9 protein-coding genes are annotated in these 14,037 nt (G+C 43.1%); 5 read left to right on the forward strand and 4 right to left on the reverse strand.

Annotated features, from left to right (window positions below; all coding sequences use genetic code 11):
- Positions 1-108 precede the first annotated feature (108 nt).
- Both BMW86_RS21155 and miaA read left to right on the forward strand, forming a co-directional pair.
- On the forward strand, positions 109-684 hold the full coding sequence (locus BMW86_RS21155; protein WP_089783943.1) for an IS1096 element passenger TnpR family protein: 576 nt from the start codon (positions 109-111) through the stop codon (positions 682-684).
- Positions 685-1,581 (forward strand): tRNA (adenosine(37)-N6)-dimethylallyltransferase MiaA, encoded by an 897-nt coding sequence (gene miaA, locus BMW86_RS21160; protein WP_089783944.1) that lies wholly within the window; start codon positions 685-687, stop codon positions 1,579-1,581.
- 16 nt (positions 1,582-1,597) lie between these two features.
- Here miaA and BMW86_RS21165 read toward each other — a convergent pair whose 3' ends face one another.
- From BMW86_RS21165 to BMW86_RS21180, 4 genes are all read right to left on the reverse strand, one after another.
- Positions 1,598-3,775: a DUF3857 domain-containing protein gene (locus BMW86_RS21165; protein ID WP_089783945.1), complete on the reverse strand. Its 2,178-nt coding sequence runs from the start codon at positions 3,773-3,775 to the stop codon at positions 1,598-1,600.
- 12 nt (positions 3,776-3,787) lie between these two features.
- Complete coding sequence (locus BMW86_RS21170; RefSeq protein WP_089783946.1) at positions 3,788-5,692, reverse strand: transglutaminase domain-containing protein; 1,905 nt, start codon at positions 5,690-5,692, stop codon at positions 3,788-3,790.
- 114 nt (positions 5,693-5,806) lie between these two features.
- The gene (locus tag BMW86_RS21175; RefSeq protein WP_143056647.1) at positions 5,807-7,381 is read right to left on the reverse strand and encodes an OmpP1/FadL family transporter; all 1,575 of its coding nucleotides are present in this window, start codon (positions 7,379-7,381) and stop codon (positions 5,807-5,809) included.
- Between the two features lie 92 nt (positions 7,382-7,473).
- On the reverse strand, positions 7,474-8,469 hold the full coding sequence (locus BMW86_RS21180; protein WP_089783948.1) for a hypothetical protein: 996 nt from the start codon (positions 8,467-8,469) through the stop codon (positions 7,474-7,476).
- Between the two features lie 208 nt (positions 8,470-8,677).
- On the opposite strand from BMW86_RS21180, the gene proS reads away from it, so the two are divergent.
- The 3 genes from proS (at position 8,678) to BMW86_RS21195 (ending at position 13,989) form a co-directional block, all read left to right on the forward strand.
- Complete coding sequence (gene proS / locus BMW86_RS21185; RefSeq protein WP_089783949.1) at positions 8,678-10,153, forward strand: proline--tRNA ligase; 1,476 nt, start codon at positions 8,678-8,680, stop codon at positions 10,151-10,153.
- A gap of 135 nt (positions 10,154-10,288) precedes the next feature.
- Positions 10,289-13,231 carry a sensor histidine kinase gene (locus tag BMW86_RS21190; RefSeq protein WP_089783950.1) on the forward strand — a complete coding sequence of 981 codons (2,943 nt, stop codon included), beginning with the start codon at positions 10,289-10,291 and terminating at the stop codon, positions 13,229-13,231.
- Positions 13,228-13,989: a LytR/AlgR family response regulator transcription factor gene (locus tag BMW86_RS21195; RefSeq protein ID WP_089783951.1), complete on the forward strand. Its 762-nt coding sequence runs from the start codon at positions 13,228-13,230 to the stop codon at positions 13,987-13,989. Before BMW86_RS21190 ends, BMW86_RS21195 begins: the two co-directional genes overlap by 4 nt.
- The last annotated feature ends 48 nt before the right edge of the window (positions 13,990-14,037 follow it).

Genomic DNA, 14,037 nt, shown 5'->3' on the forward strand with positions numbered 1-14,037 from the left:
TTAGTATTGTTAAATAACGTTAAAAGCTTAAAGTCAGAGGTTTAATGTTCTTATATAGCACACAAACCTGTCACTTTCAACAATCAAATAGTAAAAACCTTTATTGTCATGCCTGTTTTGAAATTCAGAGTTTATTGGGAAGAGGATGAAAGCGTGTACAGGGATATTTCCATTAAACCGGACCAGACATTTTTACAATTTCATCAAGTTATTTTACAGTCATTCGAATTTGACAATAAACATAAGGCCACTTTTTTCCGTAGCAATGACAACTGGCAACGGGGCAGGGAAATCATCCTTGAAAAGGATAATACTCCAAGAAAGGTTGACCCCCTTATGATGAACGAAACTGTTATTGCGGCTGCGGTGAAAACACCTAATCAGAAGTTCATTTACCTGTATGATTATGCCAAGAACTGGGTGTTCCTGGTAGAACTGATCGGTGTGTCCAAAGACGAAAACTCCAGGCTTACTTACCCTTACTGCGTAAGAAAGGAAGGCCTGGCCCCAAGTCAGTACGGTACCAAGGGATTAGTAGGTGATAAACTGGTGGAGATGGAAGAGAAGTACGACCTGAACAAGGAAGGTATGAGTGAAGATGGTTTTGGAGAAGAAGGTGAAGAGGATACCACTGATGCTGATGATGATGGTGGTGAAGAGAATAATTCTGAAGAGATGTTTTAATTGGGAAAGACCGTAATCATAATAGCTGGTCCTACAGCGGCGGGTAAAACAGCACTGGCTATACGTTTAGCCAGTCATTTTAAAACTGCTGTTATTTCTGCAGACTCCCGCCAGTGTTACAAAGAAATAAGTATTGGTACCGCCAAACCCAGTCTGCAGGAACTGCAGACTGTTCCTCATTATTTTATAGATTCCCACTCCATTAACGAAGAAGTGAATGCCGGTATCTTCGAGCGGCTGTCCTTACAGTATGCAACGGAGATATTTAACAACCGGGATGTTGCCGTGATGTGTGGTGGCACTGGTTTATATATCAGGGCCTTCTGCGAAGGAATTGATGATATACCGGCTGCACCTGCGGATGTACGTTTAAAGATCAATGAACAATATGCCATAGAAGGTCTTGAGTGGCTGCAAAAGGAAGTGCAGGAACGTGATCCTGCCTTTTATGCGGTAGCGGAGATTCAGAACCCCCAGCGGCTTATACGGGCGCTGGAAGTGTTATATACTACAGGGCAGTCTATCACTACTTTCAGAACAGCGAACAAAGCTACCAGGGATTTTAATATCATCAAGATAGGAGTTACTGTTCCGAAGGAACAATTGCATGCGAATATCGCTCACAGGGTGCATGCTATGATAGCCACAGGGTTAGTTGAGGAAGTACGCGCCGTATTGCCTTATCGTCATCACAATGCGTTACAGACAGTAGGCTATAAAGAGATATTTGATTATTTAGATGGGAAGATTACCCTGGAAGAGGCGACAGAACTAATCATTATCCATACCCGTCAGTATGCAAAAAGACAATTGACCTGGTTCAGGAAAGATCCCACTATACAATGGTTTGATGCCAGGGATACAGAAGGGGTTATGAACAAAATAGGGGACTCCTAACGAAGTCCCCTGTTTATTAAATCTTTTTCAGCAATACTTTCTGTTTATTAAAATCTGCACCGGCATCTAAAAATGCGATCATCTGTGGCCAGCTGGCTGCCGGCTCATAAGCATGATTATAACATTTGCGCACAGTAACAACAAGTGCATTTCCTTCCTGTTTAGTCGTACTAACAAAACTGCCCGCATCATTGATCACTGATTTATTCAGGTTCTCAATACCTTCTACTTTATATCCTTCAGGGATATTCAGGGTTACCTGGTAAGCTACTGTACGGGCATAGGACATATTGATGTCATAAGACCTTGTACGTTGTTCTGTAGTTAATTCTATCTGTCCGGTAATCAGTTTACCAAAGTCTACGATGTAATTATTACCCGCTTTTTTCACCAGTCCATCCATACTGAATTGCTGTTTCATCGCAAAAGGAGGATAGCGGTGCTGCAATCCTTCTTCGATGATTTCGTAAGTAGTACTGTCAGTAGGTTTGATGCTGTAATCGTTGGTGATATTCGTCGTTACTATTTCCTGCATATCCTTGCGGGCCTTGCTGAATGCTTCCGTATATTCTCCATAACGTTTGTACAGAGGTCCCTGTGCATTCAGGTCAGCGTTCAGCAGAGTAGGGGTGTGTACGCGTTTACGTTCCTGTTTCAGCATATCTTCATACAGCAGCATATCCATGTACTGATAACGGTACTGGCCTTTGGCAGAGATCGTACGTGCGATGTTCACCTGCTGCAGGTTGGCCGGATTAAAAATAACGTCCAGTGTTTCCGCACTCACGTTATCTTCTTTCTTACTGACAGGTAAAGTGATCCTTTTAAAAGAGGCTTCTTTTTCCTTCTTGCTGCCTGTTACTGCTACGGTATATGCTTCCTGTCCTTCGAGGGAAGAAGGCAGTTCACCGGGATAAGAGAACATGCTGCCCATATAACAATAGATAGGTTTACCATCAGCCGGATAGGCAATGATGAAGTATTCCAGGTCATTGAAAGATACAGCGTCGTTGAGTTTACCTTCACTGCGGGGTACAGCAGCAGCCAGTACACAGGGGATATCATACTCTTTCAGCATGAACCGCATTACATTGGCTACGAAATGCGATTTAGGCGTATAGAGTTTACGGTTTTGTCCTACTTCTATATTGGATGCGGTGTATTCACGGTAAAGCGTACTGTAACGTACATAGTAATAGATAAGTTCAGTCAGCTGTGTATCGGTGAGGGTTTTCAGGTCTTCATCTTTCAGACAGGTACTTTCCACTTTTGGAAACTCTCTCTTCATGATGTCGTAATTAAAGCTGTAATTAGCGCCCACACTGATGATTTTGTAAGTAAGATATTCTTTGATATCCTCTTCATCGATCCCGTTTACAACATCGTTGTTGTCATCTCTCATATAGGCAATACGTAAAGTAGGTAAGGTCCTCTTTTCGTATAACCAGCGTTCATCCGTTACTTTTGGGATATCTTTTTTATTGATGGTAAATACGTTGTTATCATCATCATCTTTGCTCCTTTTTAATTCGGAATCCTTTGCATTCAGGTATCTCCATGAAATCCCCATTTTCTTGGAGATCCTTACATCCAGTGAAAAATCGAGGATAGGATATCTTTCACCGATGGAGAAATCCAGGGGTTCCGGTGCAGCATAAAACGTAGATTTATCTTTGTAGATACGCATGTAGTAGTCGATGATATCGCCTACCTGTAAATCGGAAATGGCTATCTTCTGTTCTTTGTCTCCGGCTTCATCCTTTACATTTACCGCTTCTTTCATATCGATATCCCGTTGTTGCCCATTAGGTTTGATAATACGGATACCCATGTATGAAACCAGCTTATAACCACGCGACCAGCTATTCTGTTTCAGCTTCTGAATATTGAATTCAGAATATGCTTCCAGCGCTGATTTATCCTGTATTTTAATACGTTCGTGCATGGTAGTGGACAGGTGTTCCTGTTTACGGCTATGATCCGCTCCCATGGAGAATTTCATGGCAATGATCACGGCAGACTCGTTATTGTATTTTTCAGGTACTGTAGTAACGTTGAACGCAGCGTCTTTACCATCCCAGATCTCTTTTTTTATCTCTGCTGCATCTTCCTGGTATTCTCTTTCCTGTCTGGATTGTGCCATACCGGTAAGGCCGGTACAGATCAACAGCAGGATGAATGTTATCTTTTTCAAGTTCGTATAGGTTTATAGTTTAACGAGGGTAATTTGTTCTAAATATTTTTTGGAAAGAGAAGCAATCGCTTTGTTCCATTCCAGGAAGTCGGATCTTTGCAGATAGGTATTGAGGATCGTTATTTTTTTACGGTAATAGATCTTGTTATCCTTTACAGCATAGGTGATATCAATGGTGAATTTAGGATGTACGATGTGCAGGTTTTCCGGTAATGCACCTGCTTTATAACCTGCCGGCATCAGCAGATCTGTTTCTGTGATGAAGTTATCCTTACAATCAAACCGTAAATCTATTTTCCTTTTAACCGTATCTATGACTGCGTTGTTGAATTCTTTGTTATAGTCGATATCGATATACATTTCAGACCCAAAAGAAGATACCGCATCCTGGTAAACGAGGTCGAAGTTCACTTCCAGATTACCATCACGTTGTTCCAGGCTGGTGGTCTTCATGTTGGAGATCTTGTAGTGCATGTTACTGTTGGTGATATAGTTCTCCAGGGCAGTTTGTAAGCGGTCTTTTTTAACGCTATTGATACTGCTGAGGATATCTGTTTTGCTTTCACCTTCGTATTTGTACAGGATCTTACCAGCCATGTTATTGCCATCTACGTACAGTTCTTCTTTAAAGAGACGGCTGTTTTGTTCTGGCTTGGTACCGGGGATATGTTCCAGCAGGTAATTATCGCCATTCTCTATCATAACCTGTCTGCCCTGTATTCTTTCTGCATAAACGCCGGGCTGCATGTATTCTTCGGTAGCGTCCAGGAACCACCATTTGCCTTTATAATTCACAGCGCAGATCATGTGGTTGTCTACACTAAGAGAAGGGATGCTGTAGTCGTACATGATATGGTTGGTGCCTATCCAGCAAAGCCTGGCATCAAAACCGCAGCGTTGCAGCAATGCTTTGGTGAGGTTGGCCATCCCCTTACAATCGCCATATTTCTTACGCATTACCTCATGGGCTTCATCCGGTTTAAAACCCGCTATACCATCTTCAAAAGCGATATAACGCACGTTATCTTCCACCCAGTAAAAGATGGCTTTCAGCTGTTCCCATTTGTCGGTGATACCTTCCGTGATCTTTTTTGCACGTTCATCTAAAGCCACTGTATCGCTGTGTAACTGCAGGGTAAGACTATGATACCATTTATAGAGGTCGGCCGTAGTGGCGAAGTACGCAGATTTGTTGCCTTCGTAATCAGCCGTTTTACTGCAGATCATGATATGCGGCCATAACCAGGTGGGGCCGGGGCTCATGACTGTTTTCTTCATGGCCGGCATGTTAGTGGCAGTATAGGTGTATATATCAGCGTTCTTTTTACTGTCGAATGTTTTCTGAACAGAGATGTTTTGTCCTTCGAAATTGTAAGGATGTATATCTGCCTGCATCCAGCGGGGTACTATCACAGTAATCTTTTTCGTCCTTGTAGGATAGTTATCCGTGAAAAAAACAGTGGATAAATACCGTGGATCTTTGATCTCTTTTTCGATGGTCACTTTACTCTTAGATCCTTTTTGTACAAAGGGGAGTTCGAAGTAACACATCCTGGCATCAGTATAAAAGTAACTGTTGATGTTCAGGTAATCATAGGTAGGTCTGATGTCTCTGGCCCTTTTCCCGTCTACTTCTATGTTTACATCCAGTATTTCTTCCTGGTTGTTATATGTTTCACCAAAAGGGATAGAGGAGCGGAAGGCATTACAGATAAAGGTTTTTTCTATCAGTTGGTCTACCGTAACCTGTTTCTGTTTGCTATTATATTGATATTCATAGGTTTCTTCGCTATTGTAGAGTTCTATGTTGTCATCCTCTTTTTGCTGGGCCTTTAACAGCGGGACGTCTACGCAGACAAGCATGATAAACAGGCACAGGGAATACCTGATGGATAGGTGTAAGGACGATACATTCATAGATGGAGATAAATTATATATATAACATTATAAAAGTAATTAAAAAAATCTGAAGGTATGGGGTAAAAAAAAGGGGCTCCAACCGGAGCCCCTCTGTAAACATGATATAATATCTTAGAATTTCCAGCCGAAAGTGGCCAGTACATTTGTTGTATTTCCTTTGATAGTAGCAGGAGCAGGGGTTAAATAACCCTGGGTATTTGGTTCTATCGCGTAAGCTATTTCCTGGCGTTTGGTTTCTCCCAGTACAAGACCTAAATCTGCATAAAAGCCTCTGTTACGGTAACCGATACCACCGGTATAGTAATGACGGGTAGCATCCAGAGAACTGTTTTTATAAGGATTGCCATATAAAGCATAACCGAGTCTTAAAGCGATTACATGCAGTTTCAGTTCTCCACCCACGCGGATATTGGAAGCAGCCTGGTAAGTGCTTTTAATAGCATTGTTGCGGAGATCATTATCCTGTTTGTCATATACCGGATCATTGTTGAAGCGCATTTTCATAGATGCGTAATCGGTATATTCATAGTCGAAGGTCAGGAAGCCGGTAGGCTTACGTGTATCAGCAGAAGGGCTGAACAGGTAAGTGGCGCTCAGTACTCCTTTCCAGGGTGTTCTCACCATGTATTTAGACTGGTCCTGATCTCCGTTGTTAGTATCTATGGAGGAGAAGCTCACAGAGCCCTGTGTTTTGGTATTGGTTGTCATGTCTGTCTGGTAGTTATCTGTAAACCAGATCCAGGAAGGGGAGTGGAATGCTACACCCAGGCTCAAAGGTTTAACAGGCTTAACAATAGCACCCAGTTTTACATTGATACCATTACCATCTGTAGTAAGGTGTTCTGTAACGGAGAAATCATTCAGGTTAGCAGCCACCGTATTGACATTGGTCTCTCTCCAGGTCTTATCACGGGTGTAGTGTACGGTGGGGATATTGACGCTACCACCCAGGTACAGCATATTGTTATAATTAGCGCCAAAGTCGAAGGAGATATCATTGGCAGAACCACCGGTATTCAGCATGTTTTCCTGTCTTACTTTCACACTGTTGTCAGTAGCTTCAGCCGCAGAGTAAAACTTTGCAGTTTCTCCGGTGTTCTGTACGTAGTCGATCAGGTAAGTCTGATAGGCCAGTACAGCGCCATGCGCCAGTGAACCGATGGTCTGATCTCCTCCCAGCTGTGCATCGGGAGAGGTAATACCTGCTGCATCTGCCTGCAGGTAATAGTTCAGAGACAGGGAAGAGTTTGAGTTGGTACCTGTGTAATATACTCTTTCGTTATAGTTAGCGGTACGGTTGAAGCCCAGTGCGAAGCTGAAGTTTTCCCACTTGCTTCCTGGTTTCTTTCTTTTACCACCAAAGATCAGTGTAGCATTGCTGATATTCAGGTTGCCTTTGCTGTCACTGCCTGTTGTACCCAGGTAAGTGCCTTTGTTATCTGCCTGCTGGAATCCCAGGGTAAAGGAGAAGTCACTTGTTCTGAAAAACCCTGTACTTGCCGGGTTCACATAGATAGAGGAAACTTCCCCACCCAATGATCCGAGTGCGCCGCCCACGGACTGTGCGCGTGCTGTACCTGCCGGTGCGCTAGTGCTGAATCTTAACGCATCATCTATTGTTTGTGCCTGTAGTGTATAGCAGGTTCCAGTCATAGCAATGGCTAATAACACCATTCTTCTTAACATATGTTCGTAGAATTAAGGGTTAAAAAATACCCTGGCCATGCCTTGACCAGGGTACAGTATTTAGAATATCAATGATCGTGTGTAATGTGTGTTTAGTTCCTTGATCTTCCACCGGAACGACTACCACCGCCTCCGCCACCACCATATGAACCACCACCGCTGCTACCAGAGCTTCTGCTTGGTGTGTAAGACGGTTGATAGCTACGTGAAGGCTGAGATTGTTGTGGCTGATACACTCTTGAAGGAGCGCTTTCGCTTGTACGGCCACCAACGCTGGATGGTCTTTCACCAGGAGACTGATTGAATACACGTCTTGGCTGGTAAGAACCAGTGGAGCTTCCTGTACGTCCACCACTGTTATCAGTGGTACCGGTTACTCTGGAAGGACGATAATCAGAACTACCTACACGGCCACCGGGATAGTAGTTACCAGTACTGCTGCCTGTACGACCACCGGGATTAGTAGTACCGCCACCACCACTGAATCCATCACGTGAGCGACGTCCTCTTAATGGAGCGTAGTCGTAAGCACCATGTCCGTAGTAGCCACCACCATAATAACCACCACCGTAGTATCCTCCTATGTAGTAAGGATTATAACCGTAGTAGCTCCATGGGTAATAGCCATAGCCCAGACCCCAGCCAGAACCGTAGCCCCAGCCATAACCAAAGCCTAAACCAATGCTGAGAGATGGACCCCACATACTACCGTAGTAAGGGTAGCCACCATAACCAAAGGAACTGTAGTATGGACTGCCATACATACCTGAATAGATATTGGGAGACCCATAATATCCATCATTGTAATAGCTGCCATTGTAGGAGCTATTGTTAAAACGATCTATGCGGCGTGCATAATCACCCTGATCTTCATCATCATAAGTAACGTACGTACCGTCACCCTGATCATTTGCATCAGTAGCAGCAACGTTGTTATTGTTATTTTGATTATTGTTTTCAGAAGCATAGGTACGCTGAACTCTCGGAGAGTAATACACATCATCCGGTGTTTGAGTCGTTTTATATGCTGAGGAACAACTGCTTAGGATGAGCAGCGTTAACGCGGCAAGGTAAGGAGCTGATTTCATGTTCGGAATTTTAAGCCTGAATTCTATAGTAAATTTACATTATTTTAACGTAAAGAAAGGTTAATTGCTACAATAACATGTGACCACTCATAATATTTCACTTTATTATTTGAACGTTTCTGATTTTCATGTAGGTTTGTGGCATTTTACCTTTTGGTAATATAAATAACGCAAATATTAAGCCAAAATTATAGCAATAAAATAGACAATGAGTAAAGAGATTACGGCCCGCTCGGAAGATTATTCGAAATGGTATAACGACCTGGTACTGAAGGGAAGTCTGGCAGATTATTCTGCAGTAAGAGGCTGTATGGTGATCAAACCATATGGTTATGCCCTTTGGGAAGGTATGCGCGATGTACTTGATAAGAAATTTAAGGACACCGGACACCAGAACGCCTATTTCCCCTTATTCATCCCCAAGAGCTTTTTAAGTAAAGAGGCCGCCCATGTTGAAGGGTTTGCCAAGGAGTGTGCTGTTGTAACCCATTACCGTCTGAAAAATGATCCGGTAACTGGTGGTGTAGTAGTAGATCCTGAAGCAAAACTGGAAGAAGAACTGATCGTTCGCCCTACTTCTGAAACAATTATCTGGAATACATATAAGGACTGGATACAGTCTTACCGCGACCTGCCGCTGCTCATCAACCAATGGGCAAACGTAGTACGCTGGGAGATGCGTACCCGTCTTTTCCTTCGTACCGCAGAATTCCTGTGGCAGGAAGGTCATACCGCCCATGCTACTGCTGCCGAAGCGATTGCTGAAACTACGCAGATGCTGGACATTTATGCAGACTTTGCCGAGAACTATATGGCGATGCCTGTTATTAAAGGTGTAAAATCTCCTTCCGAACGTTTTGCCGGTGCAGTGGATACCTACTGTATTGAAGCATTAATGCAGGATGGTAAGGCTTTGCAGGCAGGTACTTCCCACTTCCTGGGTCAGAACTTTGCCAAAGCCTTCGATGTGAAGTTCTCCAACAAGGAAAACAAGCTGGATTACGTATGGGCTACTTCCTGGGGTGTATCTACCCGTCTGGTAGGAGCTTTGGTAATGGCACACAGCGATGACGATGGTCTGATACTGCCTCCGCGTATTGCCCCTTTACAGGTGGTAATCGTACCTATATATAAAGGAGATGAGCAGAAAGCTAAAATCGACGAGAAAGTACTGGCTATCGTGGCTGAACTGAAACAGGCCGGTATCCGTGTTAAATACGACGATTCCGATAACCAGCGTCCGGGATGGAAGTTTGCTGAATATGAAATGAAGGGTGTACCGGTGCGTATCGCTATCGGTGCAAGAGACCTGGAAAACAATGTGGCTGAAGTAGCCCGCCGCGATACGAAGCTGAAAACGAGCTTATCACTGGACGGACTTACTTCACAAATCAGCGCACTGCTGGAAGAAATTCAGCAGCAGATGTTCGATAAGGCATTAGCTTACCGCGATTCTCATATCACGCCTGCTGACACTTTTGAAGAATTCGAACGCTTACTGGATGAGAAAGGCGGTTTCATTTCTGCACACTGGGACGGTACCGCAGAAACAGAAGAACAGATCAAGGACCGTACAAAAGCTACGATCCGCTGTATTCCTTTAAATAATCCGCAGGAAAATGGTACCTGTATACTGACGGGGAAACCTTCAGTACAAAGAGTATTATTTGCCAGGGCATACTAATATTTATCGGCACTATTTACTACATTGTAGTAAATAGTGCCGGTTACTACTTACTACTTTTCAGGATTTAATTATCTGTTGCTTATGTTGATCCCCTTTATTAAGTTAACACAGCACAAAATCCTACCTTTATAGATGCCTGGAGTTCGTTACATATACTTATGGTGGATATTGGCTGCCTGCACGGTAAGCAATGTCTTTGGGCAGGGACTGATGATCCGCAACTATAATGTAAAGGACGGTCTGGCCAACGCTACTGTTTATTCTGCCGTACAGGACAAAGAAGGCTTTATCTGGTTTGCAACACCTACCGGTGTTAGTAAATTTGATGGCAAACGCTTTCGTAACTACTCTAAAAAAGACGGTCTTACAGATAATGATGTAGTGAAGTTATATGCGGACTTCAAAGGAAGAGTATGGTTTTTTACCCTCAATGGCCTGCCCTCTTTTTACAAGAAATACACCATTCATACCCCTGCCAATGATTCTACGCTGACAATAGATCCCCGTGGCCAGTACATGCAGTACATGTTTGAAGATGGTGCTCATGGCGCCTGGTTCCTGAATACAGATAATCGCGTTATTCAGTACAATGATAAGAAAACTGAATATAAATACGATCAGGGGTATGCTAAAATCAGAACAGAGCTCTTTTACTTCCTGAGAAATGATAAGATTTTCAAACCGCTTCAGTCTTACTTTACTCTCAGCAGCCTCAGAGACATCGATAACTCCGATCAGAAGATACTGCCTGTAAGTCCGGTTCCTGTGAATGATCCGGCCTTTTATGCCCGAGTGCATAAAGATCCTGTGATCATCATAAAAAATACTTTATACACTTACAGTATCACAGATGCTATCTGTTTTTTCAATGGAGCCGATTGGGGCATCCGGGATGAGATCAGTAATATCTGCCTGGATAATGATAACCTGTGGATAGGCACTGCACGTGCCTTATATTACCTGAAGGGTTTCTTTAAAGGAGAACATAAGCTCACAAAACTCCTGGATAATCACTATATCACTTCCCTGCTGAAAGACAGGGACGGTAATATCTGGATCACCACCTTTGGCGATGGTGTATACAATATCCCCTACAAAGATTTTTATTTCAACTACCTCGATAATACCAACGGATTATACTCACACTCCATCTTCAGTATATCTAAAGATGAGAAGAGCGGTATCCTGCTGGTAGGACAAAACGGGGGGATGCTCAATACCCTTGACAGCAATCATACTGTGCGCCAGTTTAACCTGGACAGCACCAGTGGCCGCAACAGCATCCTCTCCATCTTACCTTATAAGGATAATGAGGTGCTGATAGGCGCCGATAACGGGTTATTCGTTTTTAATACCCTCACACAAAAAGCGCCCCTACTGAAAAAAGCTGTAAAGACATTGAAAGATGTGGATATAGGCAGCAACGGTAAGATCCGGATAGTATCAAAAGACCAGGTAATCACAGATGAGTATTCGACTAAAATACCGGATGCACTCATCACTTCCATCGTTAGTATCAACGATACTGCTTATTACGTAGGCACCAATGCCGGATTACTTTACGGTACCGACAGTACCCGGCAGATGGTAATACCCGGAACAGATGTAGCCCTGCATCAGAGTATCAAAGACCTGAAATGGATCAATGGGGATTTGTGGATAGGCACCAGCGATCAGGGATTGTATGTAGTGAAGGATAACCAGGTGATCAAACACCTCAGTACTGCCGATACACTGGTGAGTGATATCTGCCAGCAACTGTATTATGATGGGATAGGCCGTTTATACGTTTCTACCAACAAGGGTGTATCCGTCATAGATGTAAACACGAAAAAGAGGATCCGCAACATCACATCCAATGACGGATTGATGAGTGATGATACCAGGGGAGTATATTATCAGCAGGGAATGCTGTATATCGCTACCTCTAACGGTTTGAGTTATTTCAGTGACAGTAATATGCCGGTAGATACAGTGCCACCGGTGATTTACCTGAGTAATGTGAAATACGGTGACAGTACCTTCCGGCCCGATAAAGACTACTTTGTACACCTGTACCAGCGCAAAGCCTCTTTTGAAGTGGAGTTCGGGGCCATCGCATACGACCTGCCCGAGCTGGTGCAGTACCAGTATAACTTTTCCAGTGATACCGCCAGTGGTTGGGTCACTACCATGTCTAACATTGTACCTTTCCCCGATTTACAACCGGATACGTATAAACTACAGATCCGGGCAAGGAAGTATAAAAGCGACTGGAGCAAGCCAATCTTCATTACGATAACGATACTACCACGCTGGTACCAGGAATGGTGGGCCAGAGGTATCCTGATCTTACTGTCATTATTACTGGTGTTCTTTATTCTCCGGTATATAGTAAGGCGTATCAAACAGGCAGAGAAGCGTAAAACGGAGTACAACCGTCGTATTGCAGAACTGGAAGCAAAAGCATTGACAAACCAGATGAACCCTCACTTTATCTTTAACTCTCTTAACTCGGTACAACACCTGATTATGGAGAAAGAGGAGAAGCAGGCGCTCAACTTCCTGGCAGATTTTGCGACGTTGATGCGTCAGATGCTGAACAATTCAAGGAAGTCTTACCTCTCTCTGGAAGAGGAAATCGCTTTCCTGACCAGGTATATTGAGTTAGAAAAGATCCGTTTTTCGAATGTTTTCATCTATCATTTTACCCTGGAAGACGAATTAAAAGATTATACCATTTATATTCCGCCAATGATCATACAGCCAATTGTAGAGAATGCGATCAAACACGGGCTTGCACCTAAAAATGGGGAAGGCCGGCTGGAAGTGAAGCTGGGGTTGAAGAATGATATGTTGTATTGTTCGGTGGATGATGATGGAATAGGTTGGGAGCGTGCTAATAATATCAAAAGCAGCAGGTTGATAAAGCATGAATCTACCGCTTTGAGCGTGATCCGGGAGAGGTTGCAGATTATAAAATCTTTTAATGGAAATATTGGAAAGTTGGAAATTATTGATAAATTTAAGTTCGGTTTCGGCAATAAGGAGGGTACTCTGGTTGAAATTCTGATTCCCATTGTTAAGATGTTATGAGTAATATAAAAGCTGCGATCGTAGATGATGAAGTTCGCAACATCCACATTTTGCGAAATATTCTTGAAAATTACTGTAAGGATGTTACGGTAGCAGGGGAGGCGCAGAACATACATGAAGCGGCGGAAATGCTTAAGAATACCCAGATAGACGTACTGTTCCTGGATATTGAGATGCCGCCACATAATGGATTCCAGTTATTGGAGATGTTTCCTGTGCTAAACTTCGAAGTTATTTTCATTACTGCGTTTCAGGAATATGCGTTACAGGCAATTAAATTTGCCGCATTGGATTACCTGCTCAAACCTATCAAGGTTAGTGAGGTGGAAGACGCGTTAGAGAAAGTGAAAAAGAGCAAGAAGGGGAGACTCAACGAGCTTGCTTCTATCCTGAAAGACTATGTAAAGAATAATGACAATGCTTTCTCCAAGATAGTAATACCTGTAAACGACGGTTATAACGTAATTGATCTGAAAGATATCATTTACTGTGAGGCATTCGACAGTTATACCAAAATTCAACTGATCGGTAATGTATCACATCTTATTTCCAAATCTCTGAAAGAATATGAAGAGATGTTGTCTGATAAAGGTTTTTACCGGGTACACAAATCATTCCTCATCAACATTCACCACATCGTTAAGATCATAAAAGGATTAGGTACGGCAGTGGTGATGAGTGATCAGAAGAATATCCCGATCTCTTCCAGGAAAAAAGATGAATTCTTTGCACAGCTAAAAGGCGTGATCAACTTATAAAAGAAATGCCCGGCAATTTGCCGGGCATTTTCTTTTTATATAGGATAC

The sequence above is a fragment of the Chitinophaga sp. YR573 genome (assembly GCF_900110995.1).
Taxonomy (GTDB): Bacteria; Bacteroidota; Bacteroidia; order Chitinophagales; family Chitinophagaceae; genus Chitinophaga.